Source organism: Jatrophihabitans endophyticus, from assembly GCF_900129455.1.
GTDB lineage: Bacteria > Actinomycetota > Actinomycetes > Mycobacteriales > Jatrophihabitantaceae > Jatrophihabitans > Jatrophihabitans endophyticus.
This window is the reverse complement of sequence record NZ_FQVU01000001.1, coordinates 754,853-774,566: the sequence shown is the minus strand read 5'-3', so window position 1 is coordinate 774,566 and position 19,714 is coordinate 754,853. Positions and strand designations below refer to the sequence as shown.

The following is a 19,714-nucleotide window of genomic DNA, read 5'->3' as shown; positions in this document are numbered from 1 at the left end:
TTCGCGCGTCAGCCCACGTCGCGCAGGTAGGCCGCGAAGCCGTCCGGCGCTCGCGAGTGGAGCCGCGCGCTCGTCACGACCGGGATGCCGCCGGTGCGATGGACCGGCAGCCGTGCGCGCTCGGCCCGCTCGGCGAGATCGACGTCCTCGCCGGTGAGCAGCGGCCGCCAGCCGCCGAGAGCGACGTAGGCCGACGCCCGGATGCCGAGGTTGGCGCCGTGGACGTGGCCGTGACCGTCGTCGACGTCGTGCCCCACGTCCCATGCGGCGCGCAGGTGGGGTGGCAGGTCGGGGGAGGGGACGACGGTGCCGAGGACGACGTCGGCGCCGCCGGCTGCGGCCACGAGCATGTGGATCAGCCAGTCCCGGGGCACCAGGGAGTCGGCGTCGGTGTGGGCGAGCCACAACCGGGTCGGGTCGTCGGCCAGTTCCAGGGCACGGGCGCTGCCCAGCGCGCGCGCCACGCCGACGTTGCGTGCCGCGCACGGTTCCGCGTGCACTTCGGGATGGCGGGCCACCACCGCGGCGGTGTCGTCGCGACAGGCGTCGAGGACCACCACCACGCGCACCGGGATGCCCGGCACCGCGGCCTGCGCCTCGCGCAGGGCGGCCAGGCAGGCGCCGATGCTCGCCTCCTCGTCCGCCGCGGGGACGATCACCGCGAGCTCGCCGATCGCCGGCAGCGCGCTCACCGCACGATTCCGGTGGCGGTGGCGACGGATTCGCCGGTTCGGGTCCACGCGTGGAGCAGGAAGTCGTCCTCGACGTGGCTCACGACCGCCCGCAACGAGACGCCGAGCGCACCGTGCACCTCGCCGGCCGTATGGGCGTGCATCGCGGCGGCGTGGCGCCAGTGACAGGCCACGAGCACGCCGTCGGGGGCGAGCGAGCCCAGCACCCGCTCGGTCAGCCGGCCGAGGTCCGCGCAGTAGTAGCCCACCTCGCTCAACACGATCAGGTCGAACTCGCCGTCCGGCCAGTCCTCGGGGATGCGTCCCGTCGCGACCGTGACGTTCGCCGCGTCGCGGAGGCGGTTCGCGGTCGCCGCCGTCGCGGTGTCGACGGCGTCCCACGCGACCAGGTCGTCGCACCGGCGAGCCAGTTCGGCGCTCAGCGCGCCTGTCGCGCACCCGGGTTCGAAGGCCCGTCGGAAGCGCGGCCGGGTGAGGGCGGCGAGCAGGCCGGCCCGCTTGCGCTGCTCGTAGAACCGTTCGTCGAGGCCCCAAGGATCAGCCGCTTTTGCGTACAACTGCTCGAAATACGCGACGGGCGTGGCCGCGGGCTCCGTGCCCTGAGCCGGTCCGACGACGAAGACCTCGCCGTCCCGTTCGGCGGCCCCGACCAGCGACGGGGGCAGGAGGGCTTCGTCGCCGGGTTCGTCGGACAGCGGGGAGTGCTGGCTCGTGTGGCACGCCAGAGCGGCGCGCTTGGCGGCGCGATCCGTGTCGTGCAGGCTGACCCGCCGCAGGTCGTAGGTGGCGAGGACGCTGTGCGCGGGGTCGTCCCAGTGCCAGGTCCAGATCGGGTACTGCCAGTGGCGGCAGCCGTGCCGCGCGGCGAGCTCGCGGCCGACGTCCGCGACCGCCTCGTGGTCGGGGTGCCGGTCGCCGTCCCACGGCGTGACCAGGTGCGTGGCCGTGGCGGCCAGCGGTTCCAGGACGGCGGTCAGCTCGTCGCGGTGCTCGGCCAACCGACCGTCGGGCAACCCCGCCAGTTGCACCTCCGCGTCCGGTGCCGTCGCGGCCACGGCCGCGTACACCTCGCGCCGCCGGAGCGCCGCGAGCTGATGCGGCCGATGGGTGGGCGAGTCCGGGTGCGAGGCCTCGCCGTCGGTCAGCACCACGACGGTCGCGGGGCAGCCGTGCCGGGCGGCGGCGGCCAGCAGGCCGCCGGCGCCGAGCGTCTCGTCGTCCGGGTGCGCGGCCACGACCACGAGCCGGTCGCCGCTGCCGGGCAGGCGCAGCTCGGCGAGCCCGGTGACGAGGGAGTCCCAGGCGGCGGCGGGCGGCCCGGCATCACGGTGGTCGAAGGTCATCCGGCGGCCCCGGCGAGCACGGCGCCGCCGAGCACGGCTCGCCCCAGCGCGGCGAGGTCGCGCTCGGCGTGGTGCTGTCGGACGTAGATCTCGAGATCGGCGACCCGGGCGGCGTGGTCGGCGTCGAACGCGAGCGGCGCCGGCCCCAGCGCGTGGGCCGCAGCGCGCAGCACGCGCTCGGCGGCGTCCGCGACGACCGCGCGCACCCGCAGGGCCAGGGTCGCGCCGGCCGCGCCGGCGGCCCGACCCGCGTCGATGGCGGCGGCGGCGTCGGCGAGCACGCAGCGGGCCGCGGTGAGCGCGGCGTCGATCGCTCCGACGTGCATGGCCGGTAGCTCGCCCCCGCGGTCGGCGGCGGCGACCCGGACGGTGTCGGCGACGCCCAGCGCCCCGCCGTACCAGCACGCCGCCACGCCGCAGCCGCCCCAGGCGAAGCCGGGGCGGTCGAGGTACCACTCCGGCTCGCCCACCGGCGTGGCCGTCGCGCCGTCGAACTCGACCCCGGTGCTCGGCACGGAACGCAGCCCGCGCGAGACCCACCCGGTCACCGGTTGCGCGCGGACCCCGGGGGAGCGGAGGTCGACGGCGAACAGCCGGCGTCGGCCGTCCTCGACGAACGCCGTCACCAGAGCGCGGTCGAGCGAGCCGGCCAGCGAGCACCACGGCTTCGTGCCGCTCAGCCGGACCGTGTCCGCGTCGGCGGCCCGGGCGTCGAGGCGCAGCCCGGGCGCCTCCGCGGCGAAGACGCCCCAGCTGCGTCCGGGCTCGGCGGCCAGGCCCGCCTCGGCGAGGACGGCCAGCGCGTCGCTGTGCGCCTCCAGCACGCGGGCGGCGGTCAGGCTCGCCCGGCCGACCGCGGTCAGCACCTGCCAGCGCCGCTCGGTCGCGCCGGAGCCGGGCAGCGGGAGCCGGCCACCCACCGAGACGGCCAGGGCGAGCGCGGCGGCGGCGTCCTCGCCCGCGGCCCGGGCGGCCGCCACGACGCCGTCGAGGCCGCCGTGATCGCTGCGCTCGGCGGCGGAGGTGCCGTCCGGGGCGTCGGACGAATGGTCGTGCGCCACGTGCCCCCCTCGATCGAATCCGGTGCGCGGCTCCTCGACGAATGCGTCGAGGTGCAGATGCCCGGCCCGCGCGACCGGGTATCCCGGCCCTGTCGTCACCCGCGCCGCCGTGCGCGTCGCGGGGGACCACCACATCGTGCCCGACCCGTCACCGACGACGTGACGTGCGCCATGTGATTATGGGCGACGGATAGAGAGGACAGCGGATGGTGCACAGCCCGGAACTCAGCCGAGGCGCGGACGAGGGGGACGAGCCCGACCTCGTCGCGCTGACCGTCGTGGCCCAGGTCGCCCGTGCGTTGCACGTCCCGTCCGGGGATCTCGACAGCACCCTCGAGGCCATCGTCCGCTCCGCCGTGCGCACCGTGCCGTGCGCCGAGGACGCGGGGCTGCTGCTGGTCAATCGGGGCGAGCTGGTGCCCATCGCGGTCACCGGCCCGCGTCCCGAGCTGCTGGACCAGCTGCAGCGGCGCGCGGGCGAGGGGCCCTGCGTCGACGCCGCGACCTCGCAACGCATCGTGGTCTCGCCCGACGTCACCCGGGACCCGCGCTGGCCGCACTTCCACGAGGCCGCCGCCGAGCTCGGCGCCGTCAGCATGGCGTGCGTTCCGCTGCAGGTCGAGTCGCGGATGACCGGGGCGCTCTCGCTGTACAGCTCGCAGCCCGACGCCTTCCGCGGTGCCGACCTGGCGTTCACCGAGGTCTTCGCGACCCTCGCCGCGGTGGCCCTGGCCGAGGCGCAGCGCGCCGACCAGCTGCGGTCGGCGCTGACCAGCCGGGACCTGCTCGGCCAGGCCAAGGGCATCCTCATGGAGCGCGACCGCGTCGATCCCGACGAGGCCTTCCGGCGCCTCTCCGCGGCGTCGCAGACCACGAACACCAAGGTCACCGTCGTGGCCGAGCACCTGGTGCGCACCGGTGAGCTGCTGGCGCCCGGCGCGCGCCCGCGCTGATCCGGGGCGGTCGCGCACGGCGGCAGGTAACGCTGTACGGCACCGGCGGTAGGCGTCCGTTTCGACACGGAGTAGGTTGAAAGCGGAGGTCGAGCCGAGGCCAGCCAGTCATCACGGAGTAGCACTCGTGTCCTTGACCCTGCCCGTTTCCGCGACCAGTGAACTGGTCCGATTCCTGCTCGACCGCCTGGACGAGGACGACGACGAGCTGCGCCACCTGGCGCGTGACGAGACCCGCGGCGCCGCCCCCAAGGAGCGCGAGCGTGGGCTGCGTTCCGCCGACCGGCTGCGGGCCGAGATCATCGCCAAGCGGCACGTGATCGGCGACCTGCAGCAACTGCTGATCCTGCGCGACCTGCCGTCGGAGAAGACCGTGCGCGACGCGGCGACGCAGGCCCTGCGCGCCCTGGCGGCGCCCTACGCCGAGCACCGGCAGTACCGCACCGAGTGGCGAGCCCCGAAACGGCGCTGACGATGCCACCGGTGAGCGCTCTCGTGCGGTCCGACGCCCCGTCAGGGGCGGGGGTACGCCCGTCTGGACGAACTGTCCAGTGGACAGCCGAGCGACGAAGCGCCGGTACCGGCTGCGCAATCGGCACGATGATCCATTTGCCTCGCTGCGAGGCGTTTGGCTCGAATGGACGACGAGCGGCAGCTCCCCCGACTGCCGCCCGGCCCTGCCGGCGACCCGCTCGCCGGCAGGGTGCCGGGGGAACTCCCGCCGGCGCACCTCGATGCGACCGGCGACGTATCCGTCCTGCGTTCGTCAGCGGCGCGCTCGGCTCCGGCCGCCCGCGCTGCCTGCCTGCCGGCGCGCCCTGCTGGAGGCTCACGTGACCGAATCCGTCCCGCCCGCCGAGTCCACCGCGCCCACGCGCTTCACCTACTCCACCGACGACCCCGCTGCCGCGCGTGAGTACATCGGCAAGCTCGCCGCCCCCAACGTCCCCACCGTCTTCGGCTCGCCCGAGCAGTTCCGGTTCCGGGTGACGTCGGTGCGGCTCGATCGCTTCCGCATCCAGTCCTTCGAGCACTCCATGGCCGGCCGCACGACGGTGGACCCGGAGGGTGCGGTCACGGTCGGGCACCTGCTCGGCGGCAGCCTCGAGTTCGTCCACGGCGGGCACACCGTCCGGGTCAACCGCGGTGAGAGCCACCTGTACCAGGCGCACGGGCCGGTCGAGGTGCGCTGGAGCGACGTCCGCATCGGAGTCGTGCGCCTGGCGCTCTCCGAGGTCGAGGAGCTGGCCGCGGAGGTCTGCGGCGTCGACGCGGCCGAGCTACGGTTCACCGACGCCAAGCCCCGCTCGCCGGAGGCCGAGCGCTACTGGCAGTCGCTGGTGCGCATGGTCAACCGCGAGATCCTGCCCAACGAGTTCGCGACGGGCAGCGAGATCATCCAGGAGTCGATGGGGCGCATGCTCGGCGTCGCCCTGTTGCAGACCTTCCCCAACACCGCGATCGCCGGGGGCAGCGGGCTGACCCGCGCCAGCGGGCGCATCCCGCCGGCGGCGCTGCGCCGCGCGGTGGAGTACATCCAGGAGAACGCCGCCGAGGCGATCTCGATGGCCGACATCGCCAAGGTCGCCCGGGTGACGCCGCGCTCGCTGCAGCACGGCTTCCGGCGCACCTGGGACACCACCCCGACCTCCTACCTGCGCCAGGTGCGCCTGGAGCGCGCGCATCGTGATCTGCAGGCCGCCGACCCGAGCCGCGGCGACACCGTCGCGGCGGTGGCGTCACGGTGGGGCTTCGGCAACGTCGGCCGCTTCGCCGCGCGCTACCGCGAGGCCTACGGCCGCACCCCGCACGAGGTCCTGCGCAGCTGACGGCCGTTCCGCGATCGGCCGGCGCCGAAGGCGAACCGCCGAAATTTGTCCGGTGATGTCCATATTGTCAGAATGTCCGGAGAGTGGCATGGTCTGGACCACCATTCCCCCCACACCTGGACAGGACGGACGAATGAAGAAAATCCTGATCGCGGCCGCGGCCACCTCCCTGCTCGCGGCCGGTTCAGCGGCCCTCGCCCCCGCCGCGTCCGCCCAGAACACGCCGAACATCATCGGCGGATCCTCGGCGACGGTCGCGTGGGAGGTCCAGCTCCTGTTCGTGCAGGGTGGTGGCACCTACGGCTGCACCGGCGAACAGCTCAACGCCAGCTGGGTGCTCACCGCGAACCACTGCGCCGACGGCACCACGTCGATGAACGTCTACCAGAGCAACAGCACCTCCAACCGCGGCCCCGCCCGCGTCGTCGACGCGCTCTACTCCGCACCCAGTGGCGACATCGCGCTGGCGCACCTGCGCACGGCGGCGCCGCTGTCGAGCTACGCCCCGCTGAACCTGAGCTACACCACCAAGTCGTCGGGCACCGGCGTCGTCATGGGCTACGGCAACCGGGCCAACTCCGCGCCCACCGACCACCTGTACAAGGCGACGGTCAACCTCACCGGTCGCAGCACCGACGCCTACTACGGCACCGCGCAGCACGTCACCGGCGTCGACGGGGCGTCGAACCACGGCGACTCCGGCGGTGCGTTGACGGTCAACGGCTCGGTGGTCGGCGTGTGCTCGACCGGCGACACCGCCGACCCGGGCTCGAACATCCACGCCGGCTCGAACTACGCCGTGTTGAGCCAGAGCGCGAGCTGGATCCGCAGCACCGCCGGCGTCTGATCCCGCTCCACCGCACCCGCACGTCGACCGCCGCGGGCGGTGACCGGTCGCCGCCGGTCACCGCCCGCGGTGCGTTCGTGCCGGCTCAGCCGGCGAGCATCGTGCCGCGGCAGGTGGCGGCACCGCACGCGCAGGCGTAGAGCGCGCGCTCCTCGGGGTCGTCGTCGTCGATCACGAGGTTGTAGTCGATGAACAGTTCGTCGCCGACGGCGATGTCGCGCAGCGTGATGATGCGGACGCGGTCCTCGTCGGCCTCGGTCTCGCAGTTGGGTTCGCAGCCGTGGTTGATGAACCGGGCCGCGTTGCCGTTCGAGCCGCCGTCGATGACCGTGCCGTCGCCGAGATCGAAGTAGAACGTGTGGCCCGCGGTGCCCGCCGCGGCGTAGTCGGCGCAGGCCTGTTCCCAGCTGATGCGATCGCCCTCGTAGTCGAGCAGCGTCTCGCCGGCGGGAAGCGCGGCCTTCGCGAAGACACCCTTGCCGTGGACGCCGGACCGGCGCACCGACAGTCGCTTGTCCCCGCGCGTCCCCGCACTCGTCTTCTCGCTGTCCTTCTTGCTGGTGCTCACGCCTCGATCATGCCTCGCGGTCAGGGCAGTGCCGCGAGCGCGGTCTGTCCGCCGTCCACGGTGACGGTCGAGCCGGTGAGGAACTCGGGCGCGGCCGTGACCAGGTAGGCGATGACGTCCGCGATCTCCTCGGCCCGGCCCGCGCGGCCGAGCGGGTTGACGCGGCGCAGTGAGTCGGGCGTGGCGTCGGCGAGGTAGCGCTCGGTCATCGGTGTGTCGATCCAGCCCGGTGCGACCGCGTTGACGGTCACGCCGGTGCCGGCGAGATCGACGGCCAGCGCGCGCACGGCGCCGATGATCGCCGTCTTGGCGACCGTGTAGTCGATCGTCTCGGGCTCGGCGGCGTAGCCGTTGACCGAGGACAGCAGCACGATCCGGCCGTGCCCGGCCGCGCCCATCTGCCGCCCCGCGGCGGCGGCCATCAGCACGGCGGCGCGCACGTGCACGTCGAGCGTCGCGTCCCACTGCGCCGCGGTCAGCCCGGCCAGGGGCGCCGGGGCGTATGCGCCGGCCGCCGCCACGAGGGCGTCGATGCCGCCCGTCCGGCCGACGTGCTCGGCCACGCAGCCGAGCGCCGCGTCGGCGTCGCCCACGTCGGCGACGTGCGTCGTGACCGGCGGGCCGTCGGCCTGCGCCGTCACCGCTCGTTGCGCGGCCGCGAGCACCTCGGCGCGCCGGCCGATGAGGGTCAGCGCGTAGCCGGCGCGGTGCAGGGCGGACGCGGTCGCCAGCCCGATGCCGCTGCCGCCGCCGGTGACCAGCGCGCTCCGCACCCGAGACGTCATCCCCCCAGTGTCGCCGCCGGGCCGCGCATCCTGCCGCGCGCCACGCGCGTCGACCCGCGGGGCGGGCTCGTACATCTGCGGTGATACGCCGGGACGGCAAGTGTGGTCCGGAGGCGTACGACGGCGGGCGAGCCGGTTCCTAGCGTTCGGTGGGTCGACAGTCACGACCGATCGGAAGGGGCGCCCGTGATCGAGGTCGAGAACCTCACCAAGCGCTACGGCGACACGCTCGCCGTCCACGACCTCAGCTTCACCGTCGAACCCGGTGCCGTCACCGGCTTCCTGGGCCCGAACGGAGCCGGGAAGTCCACGACGATGCGGATGATCGCCGGGCTGGATCGGCCGACGAGCGGGTCGGTCCGGGTCAACGGCTCGGTCTATCGCGACAGCGTCGCGCCGATGGCCGAGCTGGGCAGTCTGCTCGAGGTCCGCGCCGCCCACACCGGACGGTCGGCCCGCAACCATCTGGTCGCGCTCGCGCAGACCGCCGGCCTCGGTCGACGCCGCGTGGACGAGGTGCTGGAGCTCGTCGGGCTGCAGGACGTCGCGGCCGACCGGGTCGGCAGGTTCAGCCTGGGCATGGGCCAGCGGCTGGGCATCGCCGCCGCCCTGCTCGGGTCCCCTCGGACCGTCGTCTTGGACGAGCCGGTGAACGGCCTGGACCCCGACGGCGTGCGGTGGATCCGCACCATGCTGCGCGGCCTGGCCGACGAGGGCCGCACGGTGTTCGTGTCGTCGCACCTGATGTCGGAGATGGCGCAGACCGCCACCCGCCTCGTCGTGGTCGGTCGCGGGCGGCTGATCGCCGACAGCACGGTCGAGGAGTTCGTCGCTGCGAGCACCTCGACCTCGGTGGTCGTGCGCTCACGCGACGCCGGCCGGCTGCGCGACCTGCTGCGCGGTCCGCACGTGACCGTCACCAGCGACGAGGCGGACGTCCTGCAGGTCACCGGCCTCAGCGCCGAGCAGGTCGGCGCGGTCGCCGCGAGCGCCGGTGTGCCGCTGTCCGAGCTGGCGGCCGTGCGCGCCTCGCTCGAGGACGCCTACCTGTCCGCCACCCACGGCGAGGTCGAGTACGCCGCCGCGTCGACCGAAGGAGTTCGCCGATGACCGCGGTCGCACCCGAGGCCCTGCCGGACCGCGCCGCCGATCGGCTCGACGTCTCGTTCGTCCGCGTCTGCCGATCCGAGTGGACCAAGCTCCGCTCGGTGCGCTCGACCTGGTGGCTGCTGCTCCTCGCCATCGCCTCGATCGTCGGGATCGGGATGTTCGGGCAGCTCCAGTCGGCCCGGCACGCCGACGGTGACCCGTACTACCGGCACCCGCACCCCGTCGACCTGGCGAGGAACACCGAGTTCGGTCTCTCCGTCGCGGTGCTCGCCGTGCTGATGGTGGGCGCGCTCGTCGTGACCGGCGAGTACGGCACCGGGCTGATCCGCTCGACGATGACGGTCGTCCCGCGGCGCACCACCGTGCTGCTGGCCAAGGCCGCCGTGCTGCTCGTCGTGGTCGGCCTCGCCACGGCGGGAGCCGCGGTGCTGACGTTGCTGGGGGCCGGAGTCGTGTGGTCGGCATACGGCAGGGCCGGCGCGTCCTTCGCCGATCCCGGGGTGGTCGGCGTCGTCGCGGGCGTGCCGCTCTACTGCGCCGCCGCGGCCGTGTTCGCGCTGGCCGTCGGCGCGCTCGTGCGACACAGCGCGGCGGCCCTGGGGGTGCTCGCGGCGTCGTTCTTCGTGGCGCCGGCGATGCTGGCCAGCTGGGACGGCGCCTCCTACCTGCCGGCTAACGCCGGCGGCGCCATGGCCGGCGTCGGCTTCGGCGACTCGCTGTCCGGCGGTGCCGCGATGACGCTGTTCGCCGGCTACGCGGCGGTCCTGCTGGGTCTCGCGCTGGCGCGGCTGCGCCACGCGGACGTGTGAGAATCGCCGACATGCCGAGGTGGGCGCAGCGCGACGCGTTGCGCGATCGACCCCGACGTGCCTGGGCCTTCGACGCGGCGGTGACCCTGTTCGCCCTGCTCTGCGCCCTCTACGCCTACATGGCGGCCTACGCGGTCAGTGACGACGAGCCCGCTGCGGCACTGGGCTGGGCGATCGTGCTGGCCATGGTGGCGCCACTGCCCCTGCGGCGTGTCTGGCCGGTCCCGACGTACGCGGTCGTCCTCGCCGTCGCGGTGACGACGGGGTGGTGGGCCGAACATCTGGTGCTGACCCCACCCCTCGCGATCGGTCTGTTCACGGTGGCGGCGCGGTGCTCGCGCCGGGCGACCCTCGGATGTCTTCTCCCGACGGAGCTCGTCGTGGTGGCGTGGGCGTCGCGGCTCTACCCCGACGGCCGCTCCTGGCTCAGCGAGGCCCTCTCGCTGGCGGTGGCCGTCGCGGCCGTCGCCGCGCTCGGCATGTACGTCGGCACGCGTCGTGCCCTGTCGCTCGAACTGCGCGACCGAGCGCTGCGCCTGGAGCGCGAGCGAGATCAGCAGGCCGAGCTGTCGGCGGCGGCCGAACGGGCCCGCATCGCCCGCGAACTGCACGACATCGTGGCGCACCACCTCACCGTGATGGTCGCGCTCGCCGACGGCGCCGCGGCCCAGGCGGTCCGCGCGCCCGAGCGGTCGGTCGCCGCGATGCGCACGGTGTCGGCCACCGGCCGGCAGGCGCTGACCGACACCCGCCGGCTGCTCGGGGTGCTGCGGGACGCGGCCGACGACACCGGTCCGAACGCCGGCGCGGCGTCCGGCGCGACGCGTTCGCCGTTGCCGGGGCTCGCCGACCTGACCGACCTCGTGGCCGGCGTGCGGGCGGCCGGACTCACCGTTCGCTACCAGGTCGTCGAGGAGCTGCCCCGTCTCGACCAGGGCACCCAGCTGGCGCTGTACCGCCTGGTGCAGGAGGCCCTCACCAACACGATGAAGCACGCCGGCGCGGGAGCGAGCGCCGGCGTGCGGATCGGACGGACCGCGCACGAGCTGTGCGTCGAGGTCGACGACGACGGCGGCGGCGTCGCGGCGCCGGGCGTCGCGGCGCCGGGAGCGGGCCGGGGTCTGCCCGGCATGCGCGAGCGGATCGCCGCCGTCGGCGGGGAGATCACGTCCGGCCCGACACCCCACCGTGGCTGGGCGGTCCGGGTCCGCCTACCGCTCGTGGACGTCGCGACCCCGGTCGACGCCTCGTGATCCGCGTCGTGCTGGCCGACGACCAGGCCCTGCTGCGGCAGGGCTTCCGGATGATCCTCGAGGCCGAGGGCGACGTGTCGGTGGTGGGGGAGGCCCGCGACGGCGACGAGGCCGTGCGCGTCACCGCGCTCACCCGTCCGGACGTCGTCCTCATGGACGTCCGGATGCCCGGCACCGACGGCATCGCCGCGACGGAGCGCATCGTGGCCTCGGGCGAGGGCACCCGGGTCCTCATCCTGACCACCTTCGACCTGGACGAGTACGTCCACGCCGGCCTGCGGGCGGGGGCGAGCGCGTTCCTGCTCAAGGACGCCCCGCCGGAGGAGCTCGTCCGTGCCGTGCGCACGGTGGCCGCCGGGGACGCCGTGCTCGCCCCCAGCGCGACGCGCCGACTGCTCGAACGGTTCACCCCGTCGCTTCCCGTCGACTCGGCCGCGGCGCAGGCCGATCCGGCCACCGCGCTACTGGACACCCTCACCAACCGTGAGCGGGAGGTCTTCCGATCGGTCGCCACGGGACGATCCAACCGGGAGATCGCGGCCGAGCTGAACGTGTCCGAGGGGACGGTCAAGCTGCACGTCAGCCGGGTCCTGACCAAGCTGGGACTGCGCGACCGGGTCCAGGTCGTCGTCCTCGCCTACGAGCACCGCATCGTCGTGCCCGGACGGTCGAACCGGCCACCGGCGGACCGGTGATCGCGGTCGGCGGTCAGCCCCGGTCGTCGGGCCAGCGGCCGTGCAGGGCGTCCTGCTCGCCGACCGCACGGTGCACGTTGCCGCTGGTCGGCGCGCGTTCGCGTCCGGTCATCGCGGCGAGGCGGAACAGCGGCCCCACCAGGAGGTCGTAGAGCCACGGCAGGAGGCGGTAGCCGGCGATCACGACGGGGTTGCCGGGGCCTACGGGCACGGAGACGTCCCGACGCGGCCGGTCGACGAGCCGCAGGATCACCGCCGCCGCCCGCTCGGGCTGCAGCACCGGCACCGGCGGACGGGCGTCGCGTCCCATGTAGTTGGCGGCCTGGTAGTAGATCGGCGTGTTCAGGCTGCCCGGGCTCACCAGCGAGATCGAGATGCCGGGCTCGTCGCGGGTCTCCTGCTGCAGCGTGCGCACCAGGGCACGCTGCCCCCACTTCGCCGTCGAGTAGGGGCCCATGTTGGGCACTGTCACCGAGCCGAGCAGCGAGTTGACGACGACGAACGTGCCGCGCCGCTGCCGGCGCAGCACGGGCAGCAGCGCCTGCGCGAGATGCAGCGTGCCGTGGATCGCGACGTCGACGACGGCGAGGAAGTCCGCGGCCGGCACGTTCTCGATCCGGCCGTACCCCATCACCGTCGCGGTGTGCACCGTGACGTCGATGCCGCCGTACGCCGTGACCGCGCCCTCGACGACCGCGCCGATCTGGTCGGCGTCGGCGACGTCCGCGGCCGCAGTCCGGACGTCGATCGCACCGGCGTCGAGACAGGACTTCGCCGCCACGGCCAGGGCACTCTCGTCGCGGGCGACGAGGGTGAGGCGATCACCGGCGGCGGCGAAGCGTCGCGCGGTGGCCAGCCCGATCCCGCTCGTCGCACCGACGACGAGGACCCGACGCCCCCGGGAGCCCGGCCCGTTCGCGGAGTCGGTCATGGCTGCAGCACCACCTTGATGCAGCCGTCGGTCTTGTCGCGGAACATCTCGTACGCGTCGGGCGCCTGCGCCAGCGGCAGTCGGTGGGTGGTGAGGTCGAGGGTGCCGAGCGGGTCGCTGGGGTCGGTGACGAGCGGCAGGATGTCGTCGCTCCACCGCCGCACATGGGCCTGCCCCATGCGCAGCTGGATGCCGCGGTCGAACATCTCCATCATCGGCAGCGGGTCGACCTCGCCGCCGTAGACGCCGCTGAGCGAGACGGTGCCGCCGCGGCGGACGCTCTTGAGCGCGGCCAGCAGCGCGTCGATCCGGTCCACCGCGATCTTGTCGGTGAGCTTCTGCGCGAGCGGGTCGGGCAGCAGCCCGGTGGCCTTCTGCGCGAACGACGTCAGCGCGCCGCCGGGAGCGCCGCCGTGGGCCTCCATGCCCACCGCGTCGATGGTCGAGTCGGGTCCGCGGCCGTCGACCATGTCGATGAGCGTGTCGGTGATGTCCTCGACGCTCGACAGGTCGACCACCTCGGCGCCCCACCGCTGCGCGAGCGCGAGCCGCTCGGGCACCGAGTCGATGCCGATGACCCGGCCGGCGCCGAGGTGGCGTGCGATGCGCACCGCCAGCTGCCCGATCGGGCCGAGACCGAAGACGGCGACGCTGCCGCCCTCGGGCACGTCGGCGTACTTCACCGCCTGCCACGCCGTCGGCAGCACGTCGGAGAGGAACAGGAACTGCTCGTCGGGCGTGTTCTCCGGGATCTTGATCGGCCCGAACTGCGCCTGCGGCACGCGCAGGTACTCGGCCTGCCCGCCCGGCACCGAGCCGTAGAGCGACGTGTAGCCGAAGAGCGTGGCGCCCTTGCCCACGCTGCGCACCTGCGTCGTCTCGCACTGCGCGAACAGGCCGCGCGAGCACATCCAACAGTGACCGCACGAGATGTTGAACGGGACGACGACGCGGTCGCCCGGCACGATGTGCGAGACGTCGGCACCGACCTCCTCGACCACGCCCATGGCCTCGTGCCCCAGGACGTCCCCGGGCTTCAGGTACGGGCCCAACACGCCGTAGAGGTGCAGGTCGCTGCCGCAGATCGCGGTGGAGGTGACCTTGACGATGGCGTCGGTCGGTTCCTCGATCCGGGGATCGGGTACGTCGGTGACCGACACGTTCTGATTTCCCTGCCAGGTGAGTGCTCTGATGACGACTCCTCGTCCGATCCGAACGCCCGGTCTCGACGTGTCGTGGGTTGGGTGCCCCGGTTGCGGCACCGGCAATCGGGTGGCGGCCGCGTGACCGTCGACGCCGTCGTCGTGGGCGCGGGCCACAACGGGCTGGTCGCGGCGAACCTGCTCGCCGACGCCGGATGGGACGTCCTGGTCTGCGAGGCCGCGCCGCACCCGGGCGGCGCGGTCGCGACCGCCGACGACGTCACCGCCCCGGGCTTCCGCACCGATCTCTTCAGCGCCTTCTACCCGCTCGCGGCGGCGTCGCCGGTCATCCAGGGGCTGGCGCTCGACCGGCACGGCGTCGAGTGGACGCGGGCGCCGGCGGTGCTCACCCACCTGCTGCCCGACGGTCGCTCCGCGACGCTGTGGCAGGACGCCGCGCGCACCGCGGCCGGGCTCGGCGGCGCCGACGGCGAGGCGTGGCTGCGGCTGACGGCGCAGTGGGATCGCATCGGCGAGCAGGTGGTCCGCGCCCTGCTCGCGCCGTTCCCACCTACGCGGACGGCGCTCGGCATCCTGCGGCGACTGGGGACCGCCGAGACGCTGCGGCTGGCGCGCATGGCCGCCCAGCCGGTGCGCCGCTTCGGCGAGGAGAACTTCACCGGCCCGGGCGGGCCCATCCTGTTCGCCGGCAACGCGCTGCACGCCGACCTGCCGCCCGACGGGGCGGGCAGCGCGATCTACGGCTGGCTGCTCACGATGCTCGCGCACGCCCACGGCTTCCCGGTGCCGGTGGGGGGCGCGGCGGTGCTCGTCGACGGCCTGGTGCGCCGGCTGCGGGCCGCGGGCGGTGAGCTGCGGACGAGCACGCCGGTCGAGGGCATCGACGTGGTCGACGGTCGCGCGGTCGGCGTCCGGCTGGCCGGCGGCGAGCGGATCGCGGTGCGACGCGCGGTGCTCGCCGACGTCGCCGCCCCCGCGCTGTACGGCGACCTGGTCGGCCACGACCACCTGCCGCCGGCGATGGTCGCGGACCTCGCCCGCTTCCAGTGGGACGCACCGACGCTCAAGGTCGACTGGGCGTTGCGCACGCCGGTGCCGTGGACCGATCCCGACGCCCGGCAGGCGGGCACGGTGCACCTCGGCGTCGATCTCGACGGCCTCACCGACTACGCCGCCGACCTCGCCACCCGACGGGTGCCGCGCGAGCCCTTCCTGCTCTTCGGCCAGATGACCACCGCCGACGCGACCCGTTCGCCGGCCGGCACCGAGTCGGCGTGGGCCTACACGCACCTGCCGCGCGGCGTCACGCTCACCGACGACGTCGTCGCCGAGCAGGTCGAGCGCATCGAGGCGGTGCTCGAACGTCGCGCGCCCGGTTTCGGCGCGAGCGTGCTCGCGCGCCACGTCCAGTCGCCGTACGACCTGGAGACCCACGACGCCAACCTGGTCACCGGCGCGATCAACGGCGGGACGGCCCAGCTGCACCAGCAGCTGGTGTTCCGTCCCGTACCGGGCCTGGGCGGCGCGGCGACCCCGATCGACCAGCTCTTCCTCGCCGGCTCCTCCGCCCACCCCGGCGGCGGCGTCCACGGCGCGTGCGGGTCGAACGCCGCACGTGCCGCCCTCGCCCGCCACGGCGTCACCGGCGGTGTCCGGCGCAGCGTGCAGAACCGGTTGCTGAACCACATCTACCGGTGAACGAGAGGCAGGCATGGCCACCAACGAGATCGAGATCGCGGTCGGCCCGGACGAGGTCTTCGCAGTGCTCGCCGACGGCTGGACCTACACCAACTGGGTCGTCGGCACGTCGCACATGCGAGCGGTCGAGAGCACCTGGCCCGCGCCGGGCAGCAGGCTGCACCACGCGGCCGGGAGCTGGCCGCTCGCGCTGCGCGACGAGACCGAGGTCGCAGAGCTCGAGGTCGGCCGTCGGCTCGTGCTGATCGCGCGCGGCCGCCCGGCCGGCACCGCGCGGATCGTCATCGAGCTCGCGGCCGTCGGCCCGAGCCGCACCCACGTGACGATGCACGAGACGCCGGTCGACGGTCCGGGGCGCTGGCTGCACAACCCCGTCAGTGAAGCGGTGCTCGTGCGTCGCAACACCGAGTCGCTCGCGCGGCTCGCCGCGCTGTGCGAGCGGCGCACCTCGCCGGCGGAGTGAGGTCGCGATGGGTGTCAGAACGTGACGAGTTCCCACAGCGCATGTCGAAGGCGGGTGACGTCATCCGCGGGCATGACTCCGAAGCCGTGCAGATAGGCGTCCACCTCGAACTCCGCGGCGTCTCCGCCCAGCGACACGTACGCGAGATACAGCGACGGCAAGGTGATGCCGTGCTGTTCGGCTTCCGTGCCGAGGTCGTCACTGCTCCCGACCTCATCCGTCGTCGCCGGGTGATGCCACGGGGTCAAGCGTCGGATTCGGCCGCGGATGCCTCGCGTATGTCTGCTGAACTCCACTGCTCGACCTCTCCACTGCCGATTACGGGGTCACTGCCTGCCAGCGTTTCATCGCCGCGCAGCTCACGCCACCGCGGCCACCGCGCACGTTGTGCCGACAACGATTGATCGAGCCACTCGCCGACCTGCATGGGCGAGCTACCGATTCGTGATCGGGGTTACCGTTGTCGTGTTCCGGTCTGTTGTCGAGTTGAGCTCGGATCGCCGCCACACGAGGACAACGGCCTGATCACGCAGCAGTAGGAGGGCGTCATCGACGACGACACCACCCCAGCCACGCCCCGGGGAGCGGCAGGACAACCGCCGCAGCCTGGTCTGGCCCGCGATCTGAGTGACTTGGCTCGTCAGATGCAAGCCGAGAATTCGATGGAGGGCGTGCTCGGCCGCATCGTCGCCGCCGCGGTCAGCGAGGTGGGGCCGGTCGAGCACGCCGGCATCACCGAGGTCGACCACCGCCGCGTCTACACGCGGGCGGCGTCCGGCGACCTCGTCCACCGCATCGACGCCGTGCAGTACCGCACGAACCAGGGGCCCTGCCTGGACTCGCTGCGCGAGCAGGTCACGGTGCGCTGCGACGACCTGACGGAGGAGACCCGCTGGCCGAAGTACGCGAAGGCCGCGGTCGACGAGGGGTTGCGCTCGCTGCTGTCGGTGCAGCTGTTCGTGCACGGCGCGAACCTCGGCGCCCTCAACCTCTATGCGCGCGACGTCCACGCGTTCTCCGACGACGACGAGAGCACCGCGATGCTGCTCGCATCGCACGCCGCGGTGGCCATGAAGGGCAACGAGGTCGAGGTCAACCTGCGCACGGCGCTCGCGTCCCGCGACCGGATCGGCCAGGCCAAGGGCATCCTGATGGAGCGCTACAAGATCAGTGACACCGAGGCCTTCGACCTGCTGGTGCTGGCCTCGCAGCGCACGCATCGCAAGCTGCGCGACGTTGCCGACGAGCTCGCGGCCACCGGCGAGCTGCGCATCGGCTGACGGGCCCGGCCCGGTTACCGCACATCCGGGACCGGGTACCGCCGCGGCGAGGAGCGTGCGCACCCGGCGCGGCTCCGACAGGGGAGTGACATGGCGCAGACGGTCGGCGACGTGCTGTTGGCGCGCATCCGCGAATGGGGCGTGGAGCAGGTGTTCGCGTACCCGGGCGACGGCATCAACGGACTGCTGGCCGCCTGGCAGCGCGCCGACGACCAGCCGCAGTTCGTGCAGTCGCGGCACGAGGAGATGTCGGCCTTCGAGGCGGTCGGCTACGCGAAGTTCTCCGGCAAGGTCGGCGTATGCGCCGCGACGTCCGGGCCGGGCGCGATCCACCTGCTCAACGGGCTCTACGACGCCAAGCTCGACCACGTCCCGGTCGTGGCGCTGGTCGGGCAGACCGAGCGCAGCGCGGTCGGGGGCTCCTACCAGCAGGAGGTGGACCTGCTGAGCCTGTTCAAGGACGTCTGCAGCGAGTACGTGCAGGTGTGCACGGTCGCGCAGCAGCTGCCCAACCTGATCGACCGGGCGATCCGGATCGCGTTGACCGAGCAGTGCCCGACCGCGCTGATCTTCCCGTCCGACGTTTTCGACGACGAGTACGAGGCACCGGCGCACGCCTTCAAGCAGGTGCCGTCGAGCGTCGGCCTCGTTCCCGCGGTGCCGACGCCCGATGCGCAGGCCGTGCAGCGGGCCGCGGAGATCCTCAACGCCGGTGAGAAGGTCGCGATCCTGGTCGGCCAGGGGGCCCGCGGTGCCGCGGCCGAGGTCGAGCACGTCGCCGACCTCCTGGGCGCGGGGGTGGCCAAAGCGCTGCTGGGCAAGGACGTGCTCTCCGACGAGCTGCCGTGGGTCACCGGCGCGATCGGGCTGCTTGGCACTACCGCGAGCTGGCACCTGATGATGGACTGCGACACGCTGCTGACCGTCGGCTCGAACTTTCCCTACTCGCAGTTCCTGCCCGAGTACGACCAGGCTCGCGCGATCCAGATCGACCGCTCCGGCAAGTGGCTCGGCATGCGTTACCCCTACGAGCTCAACATCGAAGGCGACGCGGCGGCCACCCTGCAGGCGCTGATCCCGCTGCTGAAACGCAAGCGCAAGCGGGCGTGGCGCAAACAGGTCGAGAAGAACGTGGCCGACTGGTGGCGGACCGCGGAGCGGCAGGCGCTAACCGACGCGACGCCGACCAACCCGATGCGGATGTTCCACGAGCTCTCGCAGCGGCTGCCCGCCGACGCGATCGTCGCGGCGGACTCCGGCAGCGCCGCGAACTGGTACGCGCGGCACCTGCGCTTCAAGACCGGCGTGCGCGGCTCGCTGTCGGGCACGCTCGCGACGATGGGGCCGGCCGTGCCGTACGTCATCGGCGCGAAGTGGGCCCACCCGGACCGTCCCGCGATCGCGTTCGAGGGCGACGGCGCCATGCAGATGAACGGGCTCGCCGAGATGATCACCGTCGCCAAGTACTGGCGGCAGTGGGACGATCCGCGGCTCATCGTCGCGGTCCTGCACAACGACGACCTGACGCAGGTGACGTGGGAGCAGCGCGGAATGGAGTCCATGCCCAAGTTCGAGGAGTCGCAGGTGCTGCCCGACGTCGACTACGCCGCGTTCGTGCGTGGCCTCGGGCTGCAGGGGATCAACGTCGACACCGCCGACGCGATCGGGCCGGCCTGGGACGCCGCGCTCGCCGCCGACCGGCCTACCCTGCTCGACGTCCGTTGTGATCCGGACGTCCCGCCGATCCCGCCGCACGCCACGCTGGAGCAGTTCGAGTCGCTGAGCGCAGCCGTGCTGCGCGGCGACCCCGACGCCGCCCACCTGGTCAAGGAGGGGCTGAAGCAGAAGGTGCAGCAGCTCCTGCCCGGCCACAAGTCCCCGTGAGGCCGGTGGGGGAGCCGGGTAGCTCGACGGCATGAGCGAAACCGGCCCCGACACCCCGACCCGTGACGACCTGCGCCGCCAGCTGCGTGACGTCGACGAGCAGCTGCAGACGCTGCGCGGCGAGGCCGGTGGCCTGCGCGACCAGATCGGTGGCCAGGACGACGGGCCTCAGGACCCGGAGGACCGCGCGGCGGCGATGACCAACGCCGAGGAGACGGCGGCCCTGATCACGTCCCTCGAACAGCGGCGGGCGAGCCTCGCCGAGCGCATCGGCGAGGACTGACCGTCCCGCCCGTTCCGCCCGTTCCGCCGTCCCACCCGTTCCGCCGTCCCGCCCTGCCGAAGCGCGA

General features: G+C 73.5%; 21 protein-coding genes. 13 read left to right on the top strand and 8 right to left on the bottom strand.

Annotated elements, in window-relative coordinates:
- Positions 1 to 8 precede the first annotated feature (8 nt).
- The 3 genes from BUE29_RS03585 to BUE29_RS03575 are packed head-to-tail and all read right to left on the bottom strand — an operon-like array spanning position 9 to position 3,096.
- Positions 9 to 692 (bottom strand): glycosyltransferase family 2 protein, encoded by a 684-nt coding sequence (locus BUE29_RS03585; RefSeq protein ID WP_200800017.1) that lies wholly within the window; start codon positions 690 to 692, stop codon positions 9 to 11.
- Positions 689 to 2,035, bottom strand: a complete 1,347-nt coding sequence (locus BUE29_RS03580; RefSeq protein ID WP_073385990.1) for a bifunctional PIG-L family deacetylase/class I SAM-dependent methyltransferase — start codon at positions 2,033 to 2,035, stop codon at positions 689 to 691. Before BUE29_RS03580 ends, BUE29_RS03585 begins: the two co-directional genes overlap by 4 nt.
- A complete protein-coding gene (locus tag BUE29_RS03575) occupies positions 2,032 to 3,096 on the bottom strand; it encodes a hypothetical protein (RefSeq protein WP_084180739.1) in 1,065 nt (354 codons plus the stop codon). The genes BUE29_RS03580 and BUE29_RS03575 overlap by 4 nt, the downstream gene beginning before the upstream one ends.
- A gap of 206 nt (positions 3,097 to 3,302) precedes the next feature.
- On the opposite strand from BUE29_RS03575, the gene BUE29_RS03570 reads away from it, so the two are divergent.
- The 4 genes from BUE29_RS03570 to BUE29_RS03555 all read left to right on the top strand — a co-directional run bounded on the left by BUE29_RS03570 (position 3,303) and on the right by BUE29_RS03555 (position 6,725).
- The gene (locus BUE29_RS03570; RefSeq protein ID WP_073385984.1) at positions 3,303 to 4,049 is read left to right on the top strand and encodes a GAF and ANTAR domain-containing protein; all 747 of its coding nucleotides are present in this window, start codon (positions 3,303 to 3,305) and stop codon (positions 4,047 to 4,049) included.
- Between the two features lie 127 nt (positions 4,050 to 4,176).
- Entirely contained in the window at positions 4,177 to 4,521 is a 345-nt protein-coding gene (locus tag BUE29_RS03565) for a DUF6221 family protein (RefSeq protein ID WP_073385981.1), read from the top strand.
- Positions 4,522 to 4,882: 361 nt separating this feature from the next.
- Positions 4,883 to 5,878 (top strand): AraC family transcriptional regulator, encoded by a 996-nt coding sequence (locus BUE29_RS03560; RefSeq protein WP_073385979.1) that lies wholly within the window; start codon positions 4,883 to 4,885, stop codon positions 5,876 to 5,878.
- Between the two features lie 133 nt (positions 5,879 to 6,011).
- A complete protein-coding gene (locus tag BUE29_RS03555) occupies positions 6,012 to 6,725 on the top strand; it encodes a S1 family peptidase (protein ID WP_073385970.1) in 714 nt (237 codons plus the stop codon).
- A gap of 85 nt (positions 6,726 to 6,810) precedes the next feature.
- On the opposite strand, the gene BUE29_RS03550 is transcribed toward BUE29_RS03555, so the two are convergent.
- Both BUE29_RS03550 and BUE29_RS03545 read right to left on the bottom strand, forming a co-directional pair.
- Complete coding sequence (locus tag BUE29_RS03550; RefSeq protein WP_073385966.1) at positions 6,811 to 7,293, bottom strand: SET domain-containing protein; 483 nt, start codon at positions 7,291 to 7,293, stop codon at positions 6,811 to 6,813.
- 20 nt (positions 7,294 to 7,313) lie between these two features.
- A complete protein-coding gene (locus tag BUE29_RS03545) occupies positions 7,314 to 8,078 on the bottom strand; it encodes an SDR family NAD(P)-dependent oxidoreductase (RefSeq protein WP_073385964.1) in 765 nt (254 codons plus the stop codon).
- Positions 8,079 to 8,264: 186 nt separating this feature from the next.
- On the opposite strand from BUE29_RS03545, the gene BUE29_RS03540 reads away from it, so the two are divergent.
- The 4 genes from BUE29_RS03540 to BUE29_RS03525 are packed head-to-tail and all read left to right on the top strand — an operon-like array spanning position 8,265 to position 11,945.
- On the top strand, positions 8,265 to 9,188 hold the full coding sequence (locus BUE29_RS03540; protein ID WP_073385961.1) for an ABC transporter ATP-binding protein: 924 nt from the start codon (positions 8,265 to 8,267) through the stop codon (positions 9,186 to 9,188).
- Complete coding sequence (locus BUE29_RS03535; RefSeq protein ID WP_073385958.1) at positions 9,185 to 9,997, top strand: ABC transporter permease; 813 nt, start codon at positions 9,185 to 9,187, stop codon at positions 9,995 to 9,997. Before BUE29_RS03540 ends, BUE29_RS03535 begins: the two co-directional genes overlap by 4 nt.
- A gap of 11 nt (positions 9,998 to 10,008) precedes the next feature.
- Positions 10,009 to 11,250, top strand: a complete 1,242-nt coding sequence (locus BUE29_RS03530) for a sensor histidine kinase (RefSeq protein ID WP_143167952.1) — start codon at positions 10,009 to 10,011, stop codon at positions 11,248 to 11,250.
- Complete coding sequence (locus BUE29_RS03525; RefSeq protein ID WP_073385953.1) at positions 11,247 to 11,945, top strand: response regulator; 699 nt, start codon at positions 11,247 to 11,249, stop codon at positions 11,943 to 11,945. The genes BUE29_RS03530 and BUE29_RS03525 overlap by 4 nt, the downstream gene beginning before the upstream one ends.
- Positions 11,946 to 11,958: 13 nt before the next feature.
- Here BUE29_RS03525 and BUE29_RS03520 read toward each other — a convergent pair whose 3' ends face one another.
- Positions 11,959 to 12,876, bottom strand: a complete 918-nt coding sequence (locus tag BUE29_RS03520; RefSeq protein WP_073385950.1) for an SDR family NAD(P)-dependent oxidoreductase — start codon at positions 12,874 to 12,876, stop codon at positions 11,959 to 11,961.
- Complete coding sequence (locus BUE29_RS03515) at positions 12,873 to 14,069, bottom strand: zinc-dependent alcohol dehydrogenase (protein ID WP_073386963.1); 1,197 nt, start codon at positions 14,067 to 14,069, stop codon at positions 12,873 to 12,875. Before BUE29_RS03515 ends, BUE29_RS03520 begins: the two co-directional genes overlap by 4 nt.
- Positions 14,070 to 14,159: 90 nt before the next feature.
- On the opposite strand from BUE29_RS03515, the gene BUE29_RS03510 reads away from it, so the two are divergent.
- The gene (locus tag BUE29_RS03510; RefSeq protein ID WP_073385948.1) at positions 14,160 to 15,737 is read left to right on the top strand and encodes a phytoene desaturase family protein; all 1,578 of its coding nucleotides are present in this window, start codon (positions 14,160 to 14,162) and stop codon (positions 15,735 to 15,737) included.
- Positions 15,738 to 15,750: 13 nt separating this feature from the next.
- Positions 15,751 to 16,200, top strand: a complete 450-nt coding sequence (locus tag BUE29_RS03505) for an SRPBCC family protein (protein ID WP_073385945.1) — start codon at positions 15,751 to 15,753, stop codon at positions 16,198 to 16,200.
- Between the two features lie 14 nt (positions 16,201 to 16,214).
- Here BUE29_RS03505 and BUE29_RS03500 read toward each other — a convergent pair whose 3' ends face one another.
- On the bottom strand, positions 16,215 to 16,448 hold the full coding sequence (locus BUE29_RS03500; RefSeq protein WP_143167951.1) for a hypothetical protein: 234 nt from the start codon (positions 16,446 to 16,448) through the stop codon (positions 16,215 to 16,217).
- Between the two features lie 396 nt (positions 16,449 to 16,844).
- On the opposite strand from BUE29_RS03500, the gene BUE29_RS03495 reads away from it, so the two are divergent.
- From BUE29_RS03495 to BUE29_RS03485, 3 genes are all read left to right on the top strand, one after another.
- A complete protein-coding gene (locus tag BUE29_RS03495; protein WP_084180648.1) occupies positions 16,845 to 17,480 on the top strand; it encodes a GAF and ANTAR domain-containing protein in 636 nt (211 codons plus the stop codon).
- Positions 17,481 to 17,570: 90 nt separating this feature from the next.
- On the top strand, positions 17,571 to 19,364 hold the full coding sequence (locus BUE29_RS03490; protein ID WP_073385936.1) for a thiamine pyrophosphate-requiring protein: 1,794 nt from the start codon (positions 17,571 to 17,573) through the stop codon (positions 19,362 to 19,364).
- A gap of 31 nt (positions 19,365 to 19,395) precedes the next feature.
- On the top strand, positions 19,396 to 19,647 hold the full coding sequence (locus tag BUE29_RS03485; RefSeq protein ID WP_073385932.1) for a hypothetical protein: 252 nt from the start codon (positions 19,396 to 19,398) through the stop codon (positions 19,645 to 19,647).
- Positions 19,648 to 19,714 lie beyond the last annotated feature (67 nt).